Origin of the sequence: Devosia rhizoryzae, from assembly GCF_016698665.1 — a bacterium.
Lineage (GTDB): Bacteria > Pseudomonadota > Alphaproteobacteria > Rhizobiales > Devosiaceae > Devosia > Devosia rhizoryzae.
Genome location: NZ_CP068046.1, coordinates 1938834 through 1958151, shown reverse-complemented (window position 1 = coordinate 1958151; position 19318 = coordinate 1938834). Strand labels below are relative to the sequence as shown.

Genomic DNA, 19318 nt, shown 5'->3' with positions numbered 1-19318 from the left:
TAGGGCGATGCGCCTGGCAAACCGCCCAAGCAAAAACCCCGGCCTCTTGCGAGACCGGGGTTGATTGGTCGGAGTAGAGTGATTCGAACACTCGACCCCCTGCTCCCGAAGCAGGTGCGCTACCAGGCTGCGCTATACTCCGTCAGGCATGCGACATTCGGGGAGCGCGGGGTTGGCCGGCGCGGTCGCGATGTGGCGGCTTTATAGCTGCGGTCCGGGCCCGGTTCAAGCGCTGTCACAACCTTTTCGTGGAGCAGTCAGGCCGTGTTGCGAAGGCAAAACAAACCGTGTAGGAACCGCGCCAGTTGGGGTGTCGCCAAGTGGTAAGGCACCGGTTTTTGGTACCGGCATTCCTAGGTTCGAATCCTAGCACCCCAGCCAGAAATGCCGCTCCCGGACGTTGCCAGAGCGTTTCCGGCCTTTGCGCCCCTTGGGCGCGCCGAGCTGAAACGCGGATTCGCAGTGACGCAGCAGTTGAGCCGCGGAAAAAGAAGCGGACGGGTCGTTGGACGCGTCCGCTCCGAAGGGTTTACGGCCTGTGCTTGGCGACCCTCGTGGGAAGGCCGCTTTGCACGCTAGTAGTCGAACTGCTTGGATAGGCTGATCTTGAAGGTTCGGCCGGTGGAGCGATCCGAGGAGAGGTTCTCGCGGTAGTCGGCATTGAAGACATTGTCGATCCCGCCCTGGATCTGCGTGCCGGCGAGGGGGCCGGTCTGCGGCTTCCAGCTGGCGAAAAGATCGAGCGTGCCGACGGCCTCGGCCGGACCGTCGGCGGTTTGACCCTGTGGTGTGGCCGCAGGAACAAAATAACGGCCAAGGTCAGCCAAGGTCACACGCGCCCCATAGTTGAGACCGAACTCTTCATGCTTGAAGCCAAGCGTCGCTACGACCTTGCTCTGCGGCACGGTGGTGAGTGGCGTGTTGGTGACGAGATTGTCGCCGATCGTCGCGGAGTAGGCGAGATTGGCGTACATCCACTCGTTGTCATAAGCGCCTTCGATCTCTAGGCCATAGATACGCGCCTTTCCCACATTGCCGTAATAGGTGACCGGCACGGCAGGGAGTGCGGTGTTGGAGACGATAAGATCGGTGAGGTCGCTATAAAACGCGGTGGTCTTGACGCTGGCCACATCGCCCGAGCTGAAGAGGTCTTGAGTCGAGATTGTCAAGCCGCCTTCGACCGTATTGGCCTGTTCCTTACGCAGGTTAAGGCTAGTGGTCTTTGCGGCACTGCGAGCAGAAGGTAGGGCAACTGAGTAGAGCTCGTCGATCGTGGGTAGGCGTTCGGTATGCGCCACAGAGCCGAAGACGCCAAAGGTATCGTCGATCTGATAAAGTGCTGAAAGCTTGGGGGAAAAGGCGGTGTCGGCAGCGCTGGCAAAACCATTCGTGGATGTTACCCAATGGCTGTCACTGCGTGCGCCGGCGATCAGCGTCAGCTTGTCGTTCCAAACGAACTCGTTCTGCGCAAAAATGCCGAGCTTGTTTTCCGTTCCCTGTGGGTGGGCAGGTAGGGTGATCGACGTTCCCGGCCGCACCGCGGTGCGATCCTGGGTCGAGCCCTGTGCGCCGAACGTGAAGTAGTTCTCAAAGTCTTCGCCGATCCATTCCACGGTGTTATCGGCTTGTAGCTGCCAAGTCTTGTAACCATACGTGGTGTCCAGCAGGATGCCCAACTGTCCATCAGGCGTGACGACCCCCAAGTTTGGAAGATTGGAACCGATCACGGTGCGCGGTGCGCCAAGCGCATAGCGGTGATTGGTCTGGTTGTTGGTGGTGTTGGAATAGCTCAGCTGGACATTGAGATCCACCCAGGGATTGTCTGTGGCCGGGTTCTCCCAGCGCAGCACGGCCGTCTGGTCGAGCACAGCGCGATCAGTCACGCCGAAAGCGGCCTGCGTGCTGGTCTGGGCATAGGCCTGGTCTTTGGCGTCACTGGTCCAGTGCTGGTAGGAGGCGGTGAGCTTTTGTTCGCCGATGAGGGCGGTACCCTTGATCAGGCCGGAGAGCGTGTCAAAGCCCGAACCCGGAAGCGTCGTGCCCTTGGCCTGGGTCAGGTCTTCCTGGCGGCGCCAGTTGCCGGCGGCTAGAACTTCGAACGTATCGCTGATCTGCTGCGCCAAAACCGCCGAGGTCAGCGTGCCCAGGCCATTGCTGGAGAAGCCGGTCTTGACGTTGAGCGCGCCGGTATAGCCGTCCTTGATAAAGTCGGACGCGTCCTTGGTGGTGAAGTTGATGACCCCGCCCAGAGCACCGGCGCCATAGAGCGTCGAGGACGCTGGTCCGCGCAGCACTTCGACCTGCTTGTAAAGCTCGGGGTCGGAGAAGAACGAGCCCATGCGGTACTGCTCGTTGAACTTGGGCGTGCCGTCGACATTAACGACAACGCGGCTGCCGTCTGACGAGTTCTCGGTCGTGCCGATGCCGCGGATGTTGAAAGCTTCACCGAACTGGCGCTCGCTGCCGACAATGGTGACACCGGGAACGCTCTTGAAAATCTCGCCCGTGGTCGTTGCCTGGATCTGGTCGATATCGGCCTGATTGACCACCGTCACCGCCTGCGGCGTGTCGATCGCGACCTTGGGCATGCCGAGGCCGATCACCAGACGCTCGAGCAGCGTTATGTTCGTCGCATTGACGTTTTGCTGTGCCGCAGCCCCCTGCGCCACAACCATTCCAAGCGCTACGCCGCACATGAGTGCAGCGCGACGCGACCTAACCAGCCCCATTTTAGTCTCCAATTGTTTTTGAGTTGGCTGGCTGGCGTCGGCTGGCTGGCTAAAGGTGACAACGTAAATCACCTATTGCGTCTGCTACATAACATGGCTATTGGAGTCAAGTTTTCTGAAACACGGCGTCGAAAAAGCCGCAGTTCAGCAAGCCATTGTCATCAAACGCTAAAAAGCTGCCTCCTGTCTTATGTCCGACTCCCGAAACGACCATGCACAGCCGCGCTCTATCCCTGCGGAAGACCTGTTTCAGGGGGCGACAGAAGTCATCGTCTGGCATGCCGGCGTGCCTTACCGGTTGCGGGTGACCCGCAACGACAAGCTCATTCTCACCAAATAGGCGTCACCTGATCCATCATGCGCAAAACCCCTCAAGACATCCGCGACCTGCGGGCCAAGCACCCGGAAATGCGTGAGCGCGATTTTGCGCGCATCCATTCCATCTCCGAAGCCGAACTGGTCGCAGCCGACGTGGGACGCACGGTGATCCGTCTCAAGCCCAACGTCGAAGTCCTGCTAAATGGCCTGACCGCCGTAGGCGAGGTGATGGCACTGACGCGCAACGAAAGCGCTGTGCACGAAAAGATCGGACCTTACGAGAAGGTCGTGATCGGGCCGATGGCCTCGATGGTCTTGGGTGAGCAGATCGACCTCCGCATCTTCCCCAAGCGCTGGGCTCATGGCTATGCCGTGGAAAAGGCCAATGATGACGGCAGCGTTCGCCGCTCGCTGCAGTTTTTCGATGCCCAGGGCATGGCTGCGCACAAGGTGCATGCACGTCCGGCGACCGACCTCGAGGCCTGGGCCTTGCTGGTCGAAAACCTGCGCCATCCCGAGCAGACCGATACTTTGACCGTTGCGGAACCGGCGCCGGTCGAGGCGCTGGGCGAGCCGGCCAGCCTTGCCGCGCTGCGCGAAAGCTGGGCGGCGATGACCGACACGCACCAGTTCTTCCCCATGCTGCGCAAGCTCAACCTTCCCCGCCTCGATGCGCTGGAGATGGTGGGTGAGGATTATGCCTGGCAGCTCGACCACGCCGCCATCAAAACCATGTTCGACCAGTCCGCTGCCGATCAGCTGCCGATCATGGTCTTTGTCGGCAACAATGCCTGCATTCAGATCCATGCCGGCCCGATCACCAAGGTCGCGCCAATGGGTCCCTGGCTCAATGTCATGGATGAGACCTTCCATCTCCACCTGCGGCTCGACCAGGTGGTCAATGCCTGGGCCGTGCGCAAGCCGACCGCCGGTGGCCATGTGACCTCGGTCGAACTCTATGACGCCAATCGCGAGCTGATCATCCAGTTCTTCGGCCAGCGCCAGGAGGGCACCGATGAACGCACGGCATGGCGGAGCCTTGTCGAAACGCTGCCGCTCCATTCCACCTCCAACGCTGCCTGATGAGACCCATGCGCTTTTTCCTCGCCCCCCTGGCGCTCGCCGCCGTCTTCTCGCTTCCCCATGCCGCGTCCGCGCAGGAGCTGACCGCTTTTGCCGATACGTCGCGGCTTGTATCTATTGGCGGTTCGTTGACCGAAATCATCTATGCCTTGGGTGAAGAGGGTCGTCTGGTCGCACGCGACCAGACCGCCACCTATCCCGAAGCCGTTAATGCGCTGCCCGACGTCGGCTATATGCGCCAGCTGGCGCCTGAAGGCGTGCTTTCGGTCAGCCCCACGGCGCTGCTGGTGCTCGAAGGCAGCGGCCCGCCGGATGCGCTCGACGTCCTTTCCCATGCCGGCGTCGCCTACCAGACCGTGCCCGAAAGCTATTCGGCCGAAGGTGTCGTCGCCAAGGTGCGCGCCGTCGGTGAAGTGCTGGGCGTTGCCGACAAGGCCGAAACCCTGGCCGCTGAACTCGAAACCGAATTTGCCGCCCTCAAGGACCATAACGCCGCCATCACCGAGCCCAAGCGCGTTCTGTTCATCCTCTCCAACCAAGGCGGGCAGATTCAGGCTTCGGGCACTGGCACCGCAGCCGATGGCATCATTGCCCTCGCCGGCGCCGTCAACGCCGTCACCGAATATCCCGGCTACAAGGCGCTGTCCGAAGAAGCGATCACCGAGGCGGCGCCCGACGTCATCGTCATGATGGACCGGGGCGGCGACCATGGCGCTTCCGATAGCGAATTGCTCGAACACCCGGCGATCGCCTTGACCCCTGCTGGCCAGAACAAGGCGATCTACCGTCTCGATGGTGCCTATCTCCTGGGCTTCGGCCCGCGCACCGCAGATGCGGCCACCGAGCTGTCCGGCCTGATCTACGGCGAACACTGAGGGGCAGGGCGATGGTGGCCGAAATCACAGAGGCACTTGCGGGAAAAGCACCGGCGCGCGCCGCCGGAGACCGCTCTCATCTTGGCCGCCTGTCCATCGTCGTGCTGGTTTTCGTGCTGCTCGTGGCCATGGCCTTGTCCATGACCACGGGCGCCTCCGGGGCCTCGGCCTGGTCGCTGTTCGGCCATTGGCTGGGCTTTGGCAGTGGCGATGCCGCCCAGCTGATGCGCGACCATGCCGTGGTCATCAATATTCGCCTGCCGCGCATGCTCCTGGGCATGCTGATCGGCGCCGGGCTCGCGGTTTCGGGTCTTTTGATGCAGGGGCTGTTCCGCAATCCGCTGGCCGATCCGGGGCTGGTCGGGGTGTCGAGCGGCTCGGCGCTGGGGGCGGTCAGCGTCATCGTCCTCGGCACTACGATCTTTGCACCGCTGACCCAAGTATTCGGCATCTTCACCTTGCCGGCTGCAGCGTTTCTGGGCGGGCTGCTGACGACGGCCATTCTCTATCGCGTCGCGACGCGCGGCGGACAGACCGCGGTGGCCACCATGCTGCTTGCCGGTATTGCGCTCGGCGCGCTGGCCGGCGCCATCTCCGGCGTGCTGGTTTATGTTGCGAGCGACGCCCAACTGCGTGACCTCACATTCTGGGGCATGGGCTCGCTGGCCGGCGCCACCTGGATCAAGATCCTGGCCGCCGGCCCCATTATCGTCCTGGCCCTGGTCGCCTCATCTTTTCTCGCCAAGGGTCTTAACGCCTTGACCCTGGGCGAGGCCACGGCGGCCCATCTGGGCGTGCCGGTGCAGCGCTTCAAGCGCATCACCATCCTCGCAGTGGCAGCAGCAACCGGCGCATCGGTGGCGGTCAGCGGCGGCATCGGCTTCGTCGGCATCGTCGTGCCCCACCTCTTGCGTCTCGTGATCGGGCCCGATCACCGCTTCCTCCTCCCGGCGACAGCGCTTCTGGGCGCAAGCTTTCTGCTGCTGGCTGACGCCTTGAGCCGCACCATCGTCGCCCCGGCCGAGCTGCCGATCGGCATCGTTACCGCGGCCTTTGGCGGCCCGTTTTTCCTCTGGATCCTGCTGCGGCGCCGCGCCGCCTTTGCGTGGTAACGCCATGATCGAAATCGACCAACTGGGCGTGACCCTTAACGGCCGCACGATCTTGTCCGGCATCAGCTTCGCGGCACGAGATGGCAGTTTCACCGCCATTATCGGCCCCAATGGCTCGGGCAAATCCACCCTGCTGAAAGCCATGTGCCGCGACCATGCCTATTCAGGCAGCGTGCGCTTCGACGGGCGCGATCTGCAGAACATGAGCAGCCTGGAAGCAGCCGCGATCCGCGCCGTGCTGCCGCAATCGAGCACATTGCCGTTTCCCTTCACCGTCCGCGAGGTGGTCGCCATGGGCATCACCGCCGGCCGTCCCGGCCCTGTGGGTGAGAGCTTGCGCACCCTGCCGGAGCGGGCGCTCCAGGCCGTCGACCTCTCCGGCTTCGGGGCCCGCTATTACGGCGATCTCTCGGGCGGCGAGCAGCAGCGCGTGCAGCTGGCGCGCGTCCTCTGCCAGGTCTGGCAGCCGGTGCTCGACGGCATTCCGCGCTTTTTGTTCCTGGACGAGCCGGTATCGAGCCTCGACGTCAAGCACCAGCTGATCGTCATGGATGTGGCGCGCCGCTTTGCCGATGCCGGTGGCGGCGTCATCGCCGTGCTGCACGATCTCAACCTGGCCTCGATGTATGCCGACACCATCATCGCCCTCTCCGGCGGCCGGCTCGTTGCCAGTGGCACGCCGGCGGCGGTCTTGACCGACGCCACCATCCGCACCGTGTTTGACGCCCCGCTTCGCGTCGGCGTGACGCCACGTGCCGGCCAACCTTTCGTCCTGCCGCAATCGGCGGAACTGTCCCAACTTTCTCCTGCCCAGGTAGCCTGAATGCGCCCTCTTTTCGCTCTTGCCGTCGCCGCTGCGACCAGCTTTCTCCCAGTCCAGGCCCAGGAGGCTGCGCAAGCGGGTCTCTCGATCGAGCTCAATGCCGTCCAGCCGGCAGATGCCGGGTGTCGCGTCACCTTTCTTGCGGTCAACGGCTTTGACACGAACCTCGATCGTGCATCGGTCGAAACCGCGCTGTTCGACGGCGGTGGTGCGATCGATCGCATCGTCACCCTCGATTTCAAGGCACTGAGCCCCGGCAAGACCAAGGTGCTGCAGTTCGAGCTCGCCGGGCTCGACTGCGCCAATCTCGGCCGCGTGCTGATCAACGACATTACTGCCTGTGACGGCGAAGGTCTCGATGCCGCCACCTGCCTGACCGGTCTCACCACAAGTTCGCGCACCGACATCGACTTCGGGGTTTAGAACATGGAAACGGCAGCACACGACTTTTCTATCCTCGGTCTCTTCATGCAGGCCGACTGGGTGGTCAAATCCATCATGATCGGGCTGCTTCTGGCTTCGGTCTGGTGCTGGGCCATTATTGCCAACCGCACCGCAGCCTTCGCCCGCGCCAGAAAGCAGATGGGCGAGTTCGACCGCGCCTTCGCGCAAGGCCAGTCGCTTGAAGAACTGCACCAGCGTTTTGGAGGCAACCATGAGGGTGGGCTGGCCGCCGTCCTGGGCGCCGGGCTCGACGAATGGGACCGCAGCCACGCCGCCCATGCTGCGACGCCCGAGGGCCTCAAGGGACGGCTGGAGATCGCGCTCGATCTTGCCGTGTCCGAACAGGCCTCGGCGCTGGAAAAGCGGCTAGGGATTCTTGCGACCGTCGGCAGCGCGGGCCCGTTCATCGGACTGTTCGGCACCGTTTGGGGCATCATGAATGCCTTTACCGCTATCGCCACTGCCGAAAACACGAGCCTTGCCGTCGTGGCACCGGGCATTGCCGAAGCGCTGCTCGCCACCGCACTTGGCCTTCTTGCCGCCATTCCCGCGGTGATCGCCTATAACAAGCTGAGCGCCGACGCCGGCAAGCTGACCTTCCGGCTGGGCGCCTTTGCCGACCGGCTCTCGGCGCTGTTGTCGCGCCAGCTCGATAGCGGCAGGGCCGTCTGATGGGCATGGGGGCAATGCCGGGAGGCGCAAGGAACGGGCGCGGCCGCGGCCGCACCGGGGCGCCGCCGATCAGTGAGATCAACGTCACTCCCATGGTCGACGTCATGCTGGTGCTGTTGATCGTCTTCATGGTCGCAGCGCCCCTGATGACCATGGGTGTGCCGATCACTCTGCCCAAGACCGATGCGCAGGCCATGCCCATTGAGCGCAAGCCGATCACCGTCACTGTGGCACCCGATGGCGCCCTTTCCATAGATGGCGACCCCGTCGGCCTGGAGGCGCTGGTCACCTCGGTCAATGCGCTCGCCGTCGACGGCACCGACGAGCGGCTTTATGTGCGTGGCGATGCGACCGCCGCTTACGGTGCGATCATGGAGGTGATGGGCGCACTGTCGGCTGCTGGTTACAGCCAGATCGGTCTCATTACCGACCGCAAAGAGAGCAATTAATGCGTTTGGCTCTGCCCGGGTCGGCGCTGGTGCATGCCGGGGCCGTGTCTCTGCTCTTTGTTGGGTTTGTCTGGCCAAAAGCCGACGACGCCGCGGCGCCTGCACCCGTGACGGTCAACATCATCCCGCTCTCCACGGTCGCCAGCAATGCCACCGAAGTTCTGACCGCCAACAACACCGTGTCGAGCCTTTCAGCCGGTGGCCAGGAGACAATCGAAGAGACGCCGCCCGAAACCCTCGATCCGATGACGGAACAGGTGGAGCCACAAGAAGCTGAACCGGTCGAGCCGCTGGCGCAGGAGCTCTTGGAGCCAGTCGAGGAGCAAAGCGTCGCGCCAGAACAAGCTTCGACGGTCGAGCCGATCGAAGCCGAGCCTATCGATGCCGTTGAACTCAGCACTACGGCGGAAAGCGCGTTGTCGATCCAGCCGGTGACCCCCGTGCAAGTGGCGCCTCAGGATGCCCTCGAAGTAGCAAGTCTTGCTTCGTCCACGCCGCCGCAAAGCCTTGAACCGGTAGAAACCCAGACCCTGGTTACTCCACCCGCGATGCCGACCCCGGTATCACAGCGCCCGCCGGACCAGCCGAAACCGCGAGAGGTTCCGCGCGAAACGCCACGAGAAGCCAAGTCGCAGCCGCCCAAGCCCGCAGCGCCGCAGACGGCCGGTAATGGCGGAAACAGCCAGGCCGACAGTTCTGCGTCGGCCGGTGGCGCCCAGCCGCTCCAGTCCAATAATGGCAATGGTGGCGAGGCAGAAGTCGCGCGCTATCCGAGCCAGGTGATCGGCAAACTGCGCAACGCCATGCGCCGTGGCGGCGATCGGGGCGAGATGATCGTGCGTTTTACGGTCGGGGCAGGGGGTGATCTGCAAGGCGTCAGCGTCGCGCGCAGCTCCGGCAATCCCTCAGTCGATGCGGCAGGTACGGCCCTGGTGCAGCGCGCCGCGCCATTCCCGCCGATCCCCGCCGCAGCAGCCCGCAACAGCTGGACCTTTGACGTGCCCCTAGCTTTTGGCGGTTAGAGGGCACTTCCTGCACCTTCTGCAACTTGCCGCCGGCCGGGCTTCGGGCTTGGCAGACCGCTAGATCGAGTGCGACTAGCGCACCGGCTCGACGAGCTTACCCCATGCGGGGTTCCAAAGGTTCTCGTCGCCTATGCGCACCACGATGCGCTTGAGCCCCAGCTTGTCTCGCAAAACCTCTGCTTCATCCAGGGCTTGACGAACTGGAACCGGTAAGCACGCGATGTGATCCACGGCTGCTACGTCCGCCACGCTGCGTCCGAAGATCTGAGTAACCTCCACAACCACAGCATCCCAAGGGGTCCGCGCGCCGTGCATCAGCCGTTCAAACTCTGCCATTGCATCCCCCTTTCAGGTACGGGGAAAGCAGCAGATTAATTTAAGTTGCACGCACCGAGATCACTTGTTCCGTCTGCGGTCCGACATCCTCGCCGTTTGCTCTTTGACGAGGCTTCGGTGCATGCTGCTGACGAGCAAGATTTGGGAACACCTAAATGTCGAAACGCGACGCTCTACGCGGTTATCTGTTGCATGTGGCTGCAAACGCCGAGGGGCCCTTGACCCTGTCTTCGGAACAGATCTGGGTGGTCTTCGCCTCAACATTCGACGACTTCACCGATTTCGACAAAGCCTTCACCGAAGCCTTGGTCTGGATGAGCGCAGAAGGCCTCGTTCGCTATCACAGCCTATCCGAGGGCACCAATGGAGAGGGCATGGTTGTTGGCCTGGTGACGACCCAAAAGGGTCAGGAGGTTCACCAGGACGCATCCGTTCAAAGGTCAGCCTTCGCGGAAACGAACGCTTTGCACCCGGATGAAGCCGTCATGCTGGGGCGCTTTTTGGAAGATTGGCTTAGCAAGACGCGGCTTTAGCGAGGATCGGCAAGCCTCGACAATCTGGATTCAACCGGGCCGGCATGAAAAAGCGGCTCTGATTGACCCAGGCCGCTTTCTCGCTTCAGCTCACCACTGCTTAGTTGTTCCAGTCGCGACCGCCGCGCGGGCCGTTGTCCCAACCGCCACGATCCCAGTCATTGTCCCTGCCGCCACCATGATGGCCGCCGTTCCAACCGCCATTCCCGTTCCAGCCACCATAGTCTGGGCGCGGAGGACGCGGGGGCTGAGGACGAGGAGCAGGCGCGTCACCAAAGTTGAACTCGAAGCTGAAACTCGGGTTTGCGTTGTAACCGCCGCCGTAGTTGCCGCCGCTGCCATTTCCGCGGAGCTGAAGGTATCGGGATGACACCCACCCGTCCGGACCGCGCTTTTGAACATAGCACCAGCCCGCCTGGCATTCCTGAACCTCGACGCGATCACCACGGCGGAGGCTATCGACGATGCCGTACCCGCCTCCCGGACCGGAACGGACGTTGACGGTCGTGGTGGCAGTTGCCTGCGCAGCAAAAGCGGCGCCAGCCGAAGCCAGCATCACAGCACCGGCGATTGTTGCCTTGATGACGTTTTTCTTGATCTGCATTTCAGCTTCCTCACTCGGGTTGGACCAGTCTTGGTCCGTTGACCCCATAAGGCGCTTTCCAGGATGAACCCGGCCTGAACCGCAGTGTTGGGAAGCTGACAGACAAGAGGCTGTTTTCGCGTGCCCGGTGCAGTGCCGAAGGCATCGGGAGCGGCTTGCATCACCCGCTATGCCGTAGCACTGTCGAGGACCTTCCGGACGGAGCCACTAGATGCGCCCACTATTCGCCGTTCTCCTGATGACGCTCGCTATCTCAACCGCACACAGCCAGGAAGCGGCCGGCATGAGTTGCGCTTCCATCATCGCGAACGCTGCAAAGGGTGGCGCCGAAACGCAGATCGCCATCGGTACTTACTTTCACGGCACATTCTTTGGTGAGCCATGCGTCGAGGTCGATTACGACCGAGCCTATGCCCTGGCGCAGAGTGCTGGCATCAGCTTCGAGCCTTTTGCGAATATCCTTCGCAGCCGCGCCGCCGGTGGGCATCCAACTGCAGTTGCAGCGGTGAAGCGCCTCGGTCTCTGATGGGCGCTGACTGCACGCAAAATTGGTGACACGAAGAGCCGGGATGGCGCTTTCGAAGTACCGATGACGAAAGAAGAAGTGCTGACTGCAGCTACGCCGTTCCTCGTCTAAAGCACTCGACGTCCTGCCGAGGTGCTTCGCGCTGCAGCGCGGCGGCTTTGTTGCCCGTCTTTCCTCCTCCGAAACTCATTCGTCCCTGCTGCCGTAGCTCCTGTCGGTTGCGTGCTCGGATTGAACCTGCCCACCCGGAGAAACAATAAATGGACAGCACTTCCCGCCTATCCCGGCGTCACCTGCTAAAATGGACCGGCGCTGCCGGAACCGTCGCAGTGGCCGGCGCCTTGCTCCCCAATTTCGGCATCACTGCCGCCCTTTCCGCCGAGCTTGGGGATGGCGATATCGGCGTCCTCAATTACGCCTATGCGCTCGAGCAGCTCGAAGCGGCGTTCTACACCACCGTGCTGGACAACCCGTTCGGTGAAATGCAGGTCAATGACCAGCGCATCCTGACCCAGATTCGCGACCACGAAATCGCCCACCGCGATTTCCTGAAAGGTGCCCTCGGCCGCCAGGCCATACCAGCGCTGGAAGTTGATTTCTCGGCGGTCAACTTCGCTTCGCGCGCCAGCGTCCTCGGCACTGCCGAAGTCTTCGAAAACCTTGGCGTTGCCGCCTATAACGGCGCCGGCCAGCTGATTTCCAACCCGGATTACCTTGTCGCTGCCGGCTCGATCGTATCGGTCGAAGCCCGCCACGCTGCTGCAATCTCCGATCTCTTGCGCCCGTTCAGCGCCGAAGCCGTCGGCCGTGGCGAAGTGGACCGCAAGGGTCTCGACAAGGCGCTGTTCCCGTCCACCGTGCTCAAGGCCGCCGGACCGTTCATCGCAACGCCCGTCACTGCTGCAACCCTGCCATAAGGAGAGTTTGACATGACCACTGAAAATTCCATCCTCTCCACCATCGAGCCCGAAGTCGTCGATCGTATTGCGCTTGGCCGTCGCGAGATGTTTTCGCGCTATGCCAAGATGGGCGGCATCGTCGCCAGCGCGCCGCTGGTACTGGCCCTCGCGTCCAACCAGGCATTCGGCCAGTCGCTGCCGAGCCAGGTCGTCGATGTCCTCAATTTCGCGCTGACGCTCGAATATCTAGAGGCCGCCTTCTACGACCAGGGCAACAAGTCCGGCGTCGTGCCGAGCCAATATCGTGCCGTGTTCCGCACCATCGGCGATCACGAAGACGCACACGTCAAGCTCTTGAAGTCGGTCCTGGGCTCCGCGGCCGTTGCCGCTCCTGCCGTGGACTTCACCGCCGGCGGCAAATATGCGGACGTCTTCGAAAACTTTGAAACCTTCCGGCTCCTCAGCCAGACTTTCGAAGACCTCGGCGTCGCAGCATACAAGGGCCAGGCGGGCAATCTGATGGGTTCCAAGAACATCCTGACGGTCGCTCTCCAAATCCACTCGGTCGAAGCTCGTCACGCCTCCGAAGTACGCCGGATCGGGCTTAAATTCGGCTGGGACAGCGCCTTTGACAAGCCGATGAGCAAGAGTGCCGTGCTGGCCGCAGCGACTCCGTTCCTCGCATAGGGCATTGTTATCCTGCCGCCGCGCTTGGCCTTTAAGGCGCGGCGGCTCACCAAATTGTATCGCTCAGACGTGGGTGGCTGGACGTCGCGGCTTAAGGCGCCGGAAAGGGGCCGAAGCTGTTGCCCCAGCTGTTGCGGATAAAGGTGCCGACCGCTTCGATCTCTGCTTCGCTTAGCCGCTTGCCGAATGCGGGCATGTCGGCGCTAACCCTTGGTGATCTGGCGCAGCACGAACTCGGCATTGGCAAGGCGCTGGTTGCCCACGAGCTTGGGACCGACAAAGCCGCCGCCCGTGCTGCCATGGCAGCTCTTGCAATTGCCGGCGAACAGCGCTTCTCCCTGCGAAAGCAGCTCGGCCGATACTGGCTCGGCGGCCGGTGCCTGCGCTTCCGCCCCCAATCGGCAGGAAGGCGACGGACAGTGCCAGGGCGGCAAAGGCAAAGATGGCCGGCAGGTAACTGGTCACTTGGGAAACCTGTTGCAAACGAGACGGCGGGCAGCCAGGGAGACTGCCCGCCGATGGCTGTGACAGAAGGGATTACTCGACGAGGTCGAGCACGACGAGGCGCGCGCCACCTTCGTTGTTGTTGGTGGTCAGCGCCACATGCTGGCCATCAGGCGACACGGCGGCACCAAAGAACTGCGCGCTGACCGTGTCATTGGGCAGGGCCAGGATGCCATCTTCGCTGACGCTGGTGTCGAGCTGGCCCTTGCTGTCGAGCACCACGACCGACGGAATGCCGCCAAAATAGCCAACATGGAGCGTGCGGTCGTTGGGCAGGGCCACCAGCAGGCGGCCGCGTTCCTCGGCGGAAGCAAGGCCGGACAGGCCTTCGGACTGGACCACGGCAGATCCGTTGCTGCCCCAGCTGGTGTCGAGCTCCTTGCCATGGACGCGGAAGCTGACCAGGTCCGGCGCTTCGGTGGTCTTGAAGCCCAGGGTCGAGGGGGTCGCCTCGGCAGTGGCGCCACCATAGCCGGTCGTGACCCAGCTGCCGTCCGACAGCTGCACGGCGGCATAACCTTCGGCAAAGCCGCCATCGGCAACGAGCGGGTTGAACACGGCAACGCCGGGCGTCGCGACAAGGCCAACGGCATCGGCCGAAGACTGGGGCGACACGAAGCCACCGAAATCCTCATCGAGCGAGCCGTCTTCGTTGAGATGGATCAGGATGATGTGGTTGCGCAGGGTTTCGCCGAGATTGGTGTAGCCGGCGCTCATGATCGAGCCGTCTTCGCCGATGGTAACGCGGCGGCCACCTTCGTTGAAGGTCTGTGCCGACTGATAAGTGAAGGGGTGCCGCCATTGAACGAGGGATCGACCGAGCCGTCGCTGGCAAGCAAACGCACCACATAGCGGTCGGCATCGGTGCGGCCCGACCCTTCGGCAGCCGAGCCATGGCCGGCAACCACGAGCTTTTCTTCGCCGCTCGAATTGTCGACCTTGAGGTCCCAAGCGGTACCCTGCGGCGGGTTTTCGACGCCGGGGAAACTGTCATTGTTGCTGTTGGCCCAGCCGAACACCACCTCGAGGGCACCGGTTTCGCCGCCCCAGGCATCGCCGGTGATCTGCTTGCCCGTGCTATCGAAGCGCACCAGGTAAACCGAGATGCCGCCGTCTTCCTCGGTGGCGTTGATGGCGGCAACCACGTCGCCATTGGCGAGCGGCGCCACGGCGAGCGACTGCTCGATGGTGCCGCCCGGCAGGTCCACATCAACCATTCCGTCTTCGCCAAAGCTCGTGTCCGGCGTGCCGTCAGCGTTGAAGCGGCCAACCACGACATGGGACTGCGGATCGGTTTCGGCGCTCGGATTGCCGGCATGGCCCGACACATAGATCTTGCCGTCGGCGGCATAGGCGAGGCCGCGGAAGTCGTTGGCCTGGTCGGTCGTGTAGTCGACCGAGCTGGTGATGTCCTGAGCCATCGCGGTCGAGACCATCAGGGCCGCGCCGAGAACGATGATGCTGCGAGAAAGCATTGAAAGTCCCTCATGTTGAAGCCTGGCAGAGGCAAGCTCGCCTTGCCCAGTCCCGTGTTTTTCCCCGGCAGAGCCTTGGCCTGCCGGCCGAAACTTAGTTGGTGGGCTACATGCCCGGCACGACCACCAGCAGGCCCAGCTGGTTGGCGGCTTGACGCAGGTCGCGTGCGAGGTCGGTCAGGGCACGCGCCGCAGCCTCTCCGGTGGCGCGCTCATTGCTGTCGCTTGCCGGCGCAAGGAAGCGCGCATATGGCCCATCCATGGACGCAAGCGCCGCTTCGGCCTGATCGAACCCCGTCACGATCTTTACAGCGAGCGCTGCATCGGTGACCTGGACGAGCTGGTCGAGCCCGGTCCCGAAATAGACGTCGCGCGCCCCGGCAAACGAGAGCTGGTTGTCCTGCTCCGAGGTGTCGCTGAAGGGCGACGGCTGAAACCCCTTGTTGGCCGGGACTCGATGTGGCGGGTGGAGAACCCCTGGGTCAGGGTACGCGTGCAGAGGTGCGCGTCGAAGGCACCGTTCACCCGCTAGCCGGCTGAACGCTGCTGTGCGCGCGCCGCCGCGATGCGGTCGAAAGCGTTCCGGATGGCCAGCGATAGACTGAAGAAGGCAAGGCTCACCGGGTCGCTGCCTTGCGGTACTCCTTCGTCGTGCGGCGGAAAGCCCCGCTTGCCTAGGCTGAGTTGCACGCCGCTGCAACGTCGCCGGTGCTGAAAAGGCCAGGCGCTGGTGTGCTGGGGCGGGCCAAGAGCCACTCCGTGTCCAAAAGTGTTCCGCAAGCGCCCAGACAAAGCAGGCCGGTGCCCGGTTGGCAAGCACCGCCGCCCAACAGCTTTAGGCCTTAGTCCTTGACGCGTCATCGGCAAACAGACGCGAGGCTTCGTCTGGCGCCCGGACGAGGCGCTGGATTGCTTCATGCTTTCGGCGAGCTCTTATGTCCTCAGCAGCTGGCTCAGCTGCGCCGTTGCCGTCAGGTCCGCTTTGCGTTCGACGATGATGCGCCTTTCCTTGATCTTGGACTCTGAGGCTAGGTTCTTGGCGATCTGTACCGGATCGAAGTCTCGCGCCGCGGTCAGCGCGATTCCCAGGGGTCCTGCGTCGATGCGGTCGATGCCGATCGTGCCGGCAGCGATGGCAAGGCGGGAGACGGCGATCAACTGCTCGGTGGCTTCCGGCAGCGGTCCGAAACGGTCTTCCAGCTCTTCGGCGAATGCGTCGAGGTCGTCGGATTTGGTGATGCGCTGGAGGCGGGCGTAAAGGTTGATGCGCACCACCGCTTCGGGCACGTAGTCCGGCGGAATGCTGCCCAGGCTGCCGATGTTGAGTTCTGCGGGCCTTATGTTTTCGGCCTTCTCGTTCTTGGCCTGGGCGAGGGCGCGTTCAAGCAACTGCTGGTAGAGCGCAGAGCCGATCAGGTGCACATGGCCGGCCTGGTCTTCACCCAAAAGGTCACCGGCCCCGCGCAGTTCAAGATCGCGGGCACTGATCTGGAACCCCGAACCGAGCCGGTCGAAGGCTTCGAGCGTCGAAAGCCGAGCCCTTGTATTTTCGGCGACCTCCTGTTCGGGATCAAGGAACAGGTAGGCCACGCCCTGGCTGCGCCCCCGTCCGACACGCCCGCGCAACTGGTGCAATTGCGACAGGCCAAAGCGGTCGGCGCGCCAGACCAGCATGGTGTTGGCTCGGGGCACATCGAGGCCGCTTTCGATGATATTGGTGGCAAGCAGCACATGGCCCCGGCCATTGGCGAAGCCCATCAGCGCCTCGTCGATCTCCTGCGGCTTGAGCCCGCCGTGGGCCACGGTAACTTCAAGGTCGGGCACGATCCGCGTGAGCTCTGCCTGAACGTGTTCGATGTCCTCGATGCGCGGAACAACGACAAAGCTTTGTCCGCCGCGCCGCATCTCGCGCAGCAGGGCAGTGCGAGCAGTGGCGGCGTCGAAAGGGGCGACAAAGGTGCGGATTGGCCGACGGCGGGCAGGGGGCGTTGCAAGGATGCTGACGTCCTGAAGACCCACCATGGCCGCCTGGAGCGACCGAGGGATCGGCGTTGCCGTCATGGAAAGCAGATGCACATTGGCAGCCATGTCCTGCAGCTGCCGCTTGAGCTTGGCGCCAAAGCGCTGCTCCTCGTCGATGATGACGAGGCCGAGCTCGGGCAATTCGACGTCCTTGCCGGCGATGGCATGGGTAGCGACCACGATGCGGATGTTGCCGTTCCGCAGGGCGTCCCTGGTTGCGGTCGCTTCAGCGGCGCTGTTGAGCCGGGAGAGCGTGCCGACCTTGATATCCGTACCGGCGAAGCGGCGCTCGAAGCTTTCAAGGTGCTGGCGCACCAGCACGGTTGTCGGCGCGATCATGGCCACCTGCCGGCCGGCCAGGGCTGCCGCGGCCGCCGCGCGCAAAGCGATCTCAGTCTTGCCGAACCCGACATCGCCGCAGATCAGCCGGTTCATTGGGTGCCCGGAAGCGAGATCGTCGAGCACCGCCTTGATGGCTGCGGTTTGATCGGCGGTTTCGACATAGGGGAAGCGCTGAGCAAGAAGGTCGAAGTCTTTCTTCGGTGGCTTCAGCGGCTCCGCCGTCGCAGCCAGCCTCTGCTTTGCCAGCTCGGCAAGGTGCTGAGCGGCTTCCTCGATTTCGAGGCTGACCGAGGCGCGCTTCTTGTCCCAGGCATCTGTGTTGAGCCGGTCCAGCGTTACCGCGTCCGCTTCTGCGCCATAGCGCCAGAGCTTGCCGAAGTCGGTCACCGGGACCATCACCTTGGTCTCGCCCTGATACTCGAGCTGGATCGTGTCTTCCTCAACGTCGCCGGTCTTGACCTGGGCGAGATCCCGCAGAATGCCGACGCCGTGTTCTTCATGGACGACAACATCGCCGACCCGCAGTTCGAGCGGCGCAATAAGGGTTTGAAGATCCACCTGCTCGACATGGAGGCGGCTGCCCAGGACATCGGTGGCGGCGATGACCGAAAGCCCGCTCTGGGTATCCACAAACCCGGCATCAAGATCCATGCCGGCCAGCCACAATCCTGGTTCTGCGCCAAGTTCGGCAAGCGTGTCCGGCATCTCGGTCGCTTCAAGCGCGCTGCGCTTGAGAATGGCGAGCAGTCTCTTGCGTTCAGCCTCGCTGCCGCACAGCACGACCGGCTCCGACTCGTGCTCGCGGATGTATTTTGCCAGCGCACGACCTGAAAAACGCTCGGCTGAAAAGGCCTGCATGGGGGCAAGATCGGAGAGGTCAGCTTCAAGCGGCTCGCGCTTTCCTGTCTGCGCCTTCCAGCCTTTCTCGTCGAGGTAGAGCCCGGTCACGCTGACCGGGTGCATGTCGCCGAACTGGTCTGCCGAGGCATGCGCTTCGGTGATCTGTTCCAGGACGCGGGTCAGGCGTTCGCTGACCGGACCGGCAAACACCATCTTTGCCTTGGGCAGGTAGTCAAAGACGCTGGCGAGGTCTTCATAGTGCTCGGAGAGCCGGTGCTCCTGGCCGGGCTGGCGATCTTCCAAAGCCTTGATCACCTCGGAGGCGGGGCCCAGGTTGAGGCTTTCCAACTCGTCCGATGTGCGTTGTGTGCGCGGATCGTAACGCATGATGGCCTGGATGACCCCATCTATGTCGGTGATGCGCACCGGGTCTTCGGCATCGGCCGGAAAGATGTCGACCACATTGCCATAGAAGGCGATCTCGCCCGGTTCATCGACCCGGTCATCGACGGCATAGCCAGTCTGGTGGGCAAAGCGCTCAAGCGCCTCGCGATCGAGCTTTTCGCCGGTGGCGAGGGAAAAAACGGTTTCTCTCACAATGCCGGTGGGCGGTAGTTTCTGAACAGCGGCTTCGGCCGACAGCACCAGGATGGGAGCGATCTCTGCCTCGAGACACTCCCGGAGCGTGCGCAAGCGCTTGCCCATGATTTCTCTGCTTGCCGGTGCCCGATCATAGGGGAGGCAATCCCAGGCCGGCAGATGCAGAACCGTTCGGCGCGGGAGGAAGCTTGCCAGAGCGCGTGCTGTCTCCTCCGCCCGGCGTTCGCTTGTGGTGAGATAGATCCAGCCATCCGCCTCGTCACGCAAGGTCTGCAACAGCCGAAACGCAACGCCTGCCGAAGGCGGCTGCTCGCTTTGCTGGGCACTCCTGATGTCTTGCGAGGGCAGGCCGACAGGCTCCATGCGCGCCGGTGCAGGAGTGCTCGATTGCTTGCTGGTCATTGCGTCCGAATGGTTGGG

22 protein-coding genes and 2 tRNA genes are annotated in these 19318 nt (G+C 63.1%); 14 read left to right on the top strand and 10 right to left on the bottom strand.

Going from position 1 to position 19318, the window contains the following annotated elements:
* Positions 1-65 precede the first annotated feature (65 nt).
* Positions 66-142 (bottom strand) — tRNA-Pro (locus JI748_RS09750).
* 164 nt (positions 143-306) lie between these two features.
* Here JI748_RS09750 and JI748_RS09745 point away from each other — a divergent pair.
* Positions 307-381: transfer RNA gene (locus JI748_RS09745), tRNA-Gln, on the top strand.
* A 194-nt stretch (positions 382-575) separates the two neighbouring features.
* Here the strand turns inward: JI748_RS09745 and JI748_RS09740 are convergent.
* Positions 576-2729 carry a TonB-dependent receptor domain-containing protein gene (locus JI748_RS09740; protein WP_201629956.1) on the bottom strand — a complete coding sequence of 718 codons (2154 nt, stop codon included), beginning with the start codon at positions 2727-2729 and terminating at the stop codon, positions 576-578.
* Positions 2730-2919: 190 nt separating this feature from the next.
* Here JI748_RS09740 and hemP point away from each other — a divergent pair, with 190 nt between their 5' ends.
* Genes hemP through JI748_RS09695 form a run of 9 tightly spaced genes read left to right on the top strand, consistent with a single transcriptional unit; the run spans position 2920 to position 9527 of the window.
* Complete coding sequence (gene hemP, locus JI748_RS09735; RefSeq protein ID WP_201629954.1) at positions 2920-3069, top strand: hemin uptake protein HemP; 150 nt, start codon at positions 2920-2922, stop codon at positions 3067-3069.
* A 17-nt stretch (positions 3070-3086) separates the two neighbouring features.
* On the top strand, positions 3087-4130 hold the full coding sequence (locus JI748_RS09730; protein ID WP_201629952.1) for a hemin-degrading factor: 1044 nt from the start codon (positions 3087-3089) through the stop codon (positions 4128-4130).
* Complete coding sequence (locus JI748_RS09725; RefSeq protein ID WP_201629950.1) at positions 4130-5005, top strand: heme/hemin ABC transporter substrate-binding protein; 876 nt, start codon at positions 4130-4132, stop codon at positions 5003-5005. Before JI748_RS09730 ends, JI748_RS09725 begins: the two co-directional genes overlap by 1 nt.
* A gap of 11 nt (positions 5006-5016) precedes the next feature.
* Positions 5017-6117, top strand: a complete 1101-nt coding sequence (locus tag JI748_RS09720) for a FecCD family ABC transporter permease (protein WP_201629948.1) — start codon at positions 5017-5019, stop codon at positions 6115-6117.
* A gap of 4 nt (positions 6118-6121) precedes the next feature.
* Positions 6122-6940 carry a heme ABC transporter ATP-binding protein gene (locus JI748_RS09715; RefSeq protein WP_201629946.1) on the top strand — a complete coding sequence of 273 codons (819 nt, stop codon included), beginning with the start codon at positions 6122-6124 and terminating at the stop codon, positions 6938-6940.
* Positions 6941-7363 (top strand): hypothetical protein, encoded by a 423-nt coding sequence (locus tag JI748_RS09710; RefSeq protein ID WP_201629945.1) that lies wholly within the window; start codon positions 6941-6943, stop codon positions 7361-7363.
* A 3-nt stretch (positions 7364-7366) separates the two neighbouring features.
* Positions 7367-8056 carry a protein TolQ gene (gene tolQ / locus JI748_RS09705; RefSeq protein WP_201629944.1) on the top strand — a complete coding sequence of 230 codons (690 nt, stop codon included), beginning with the start codon at positions 7367-7369 and terminating at the stop codon, positions 8054-8056.
* Positions 8056-8505: an ExbD/TolR family protein gene (locus tag JI748_RS09700; protein ID WP_211200721.1), complete on the top strand. Its 450-nt coding sequence runs from the start codon at positions 8056-8058 to the stop codon at positions 8503-8505. The genes tolQ and JI748_RS09700 overlap by 1 nt, the downstream gene beginning before the upstream one ends.
* A complete protein-coding gene (locus JI748_RS09695) occupies positions 8505-9527 on the top strand; it encodes an energy transducer TonB family protein (protein WP_201629943.1) in 1023 nt (340 codons plus the stop codon). The genes JI748_RS09700 and JI748_RS09695 overlap by 1 nt, the downstream gene beginning before the upstream one ends.
* Before the next feature lie 75 nt (positions 9528-9602).
* On the opposite strand, the gene JI748_RS09690 is transcribed toward JI748_RS09695, so the two are convergent.
* Positions 9603-9866, bottom strand: a complete 264-nt coding sequence (locus tag JI748_RS09690) for a hypothetical protein (RefSeq protein WP_201629940.1) — start codon at positions 9864-9866, stop codon at positions 9603-9605.
* Positions 9867-10021: 155 nt separating this feature from the next.
* On the opposite strand from JI748_RS09690, the gene JI748_RS09685 reads away from it, so the two are divergent.
* On the top strand, positions 10022-10399 hold the full coding sequence (locus JI748_RS09685; RefSeq protein WP_201629939.1) for a hypothetical protein: 378 nt from the start codon (positions 10022-10024) through the stop codon (positions 10397-10399).
* A 100-nt stretch (positions 10400-10499) separates the two neighbouring features.
* Here the strand turns inward: JI748_RS09685 and JI748_RS09680 are convergent, their stop codons facing one another.
* Positions 10500-11003 carry an SH3 domain-containing protein gene (locus JI748_RS09680; protein WP_201629938.1) on the bottom strand — a complete coding sequence of 168 codons (504 nt, stop codon included), beginning with the start codon at positions 11001-11003 and terminating at the stop codon, positions 10500-10502.
* 211 nt (positions 11004-11214) lie between these two features.
* Here JI748_RS09680 and JI748_RS09675 point away from each other — a divergent pair, with 211 nt between their 5' ends.
* The 3 genes from JI748_RS09675 (at position 11215) to JI748_RS09665 (ending at position 13115) form a co-directional block, all read left to right on the top strand.
* Positions 11215-11529: a hypothetical protein gene (locus JI748_RS09675; RefSeq protein ID WP_201629937.1), complete on the top strand. Its 315-nt coding sequence runs from the start codon at positions 11215-11217 to the stop codon at positions 11527-11529.
* Positions 11530-11789: 260 nt separating this feature from the next.
* Positions 11790-12446 carry a ferritin-like domain-containing protein gene (locus JI748_RS09670; protein WP_201637205.1) on the top strand — a complete coding sequence of 219 codons (657 nt, stop codon included), beginning with the start codon at positions 11790-11792 and terminating at the stop codon, positions 12444-12446.
* A gap of 12 nt (positions 12447-12458) precedes the next feature.
* On the top strand, positions 12459-13115 hold the full coding sequence (locus tag JI748_RS09665) for a ferritin-like domain-containing protein (RefSeq protein WP_201629936.1): 657 nt from the start codon (positions 12459-12461) through the stop codon (positions 13113-13115).
* A 91-nt stretch (positions 13116-13206) separates the two neighbouring features.
* Here JI748_RS09665 and JI748_RS09660 read toward each other — a convergent pair whose 3' ends face one another.
* The 6 genes from JI748_RS09660 to JI748_RS09635 form a co-directional block, all read right to left on the bottom strand.
* Complete coding sequence (locus tag JI748_RS09660; RefSeq protein WP_201629934.1) at positions 13207-13311, bottom strand: c-type cytochrome; 105 nt, start codon at positions 13309-13311, stop codon at positions 13207-13209.
* Positions 13312-13318: 7 nt separating this feature from the next.
* A complete protein-coding gene (locus tag JI748_RS09655; protein ID WP_201629933.1) occupies positions 13319-13513 on the bottom strand; it encodes a c-type cytochrome in 195 nt (64 codons plus the stop codon).
* 139 nt (positions 13514-13652) lie between these two features.
* Positions 13653-14336 carry a hypothetical protein gene (locus JI748_RS09650; protein ID WP_201629932.1) on the bottom strand — a complete coding sequence of 228 codons (684 nt, stop codon included), beginning with the start codon at positions 14334-14336 and terminating at the stop codon, positions 13653-13655.
* A complete protein-coding gene (locus JI748_RS09645; protein ID WP_201629931.1) occupies positions 14333-15094 on the bottom strand; it encodes a hypothetical protein in 762 nt (253 codons plus the stop codon). The genes JI748_RS09650 and JI748_RS09645 overlap by 4 nt, the downstream gene beginning before the upstream one ends.
* A gap of 106 nt (positions 15095-15200) precedes the next feature.
* Complete coding sequence (locus JI748_RS09640) at positions 15201-15914, bottom strand: imelysin family protein (protein ID WP_233280482.1); 714 nt, start codon at positions 15912-15914, stop codon at positions 15201-15203.
* A 113-nt stretch (positions 15915-16027) separates the two neighbouring features.
* Entirely contained in the window at positions 16028-19300 is a 3273-nt protein-coding gene (locus JI748_RS09635; protein ID WP_201629929.1) for a DEAD/DEAH box helicase, read from the bottom strand.
* Positions 19301-19318 lie beyond the last annotated feature (18 nt).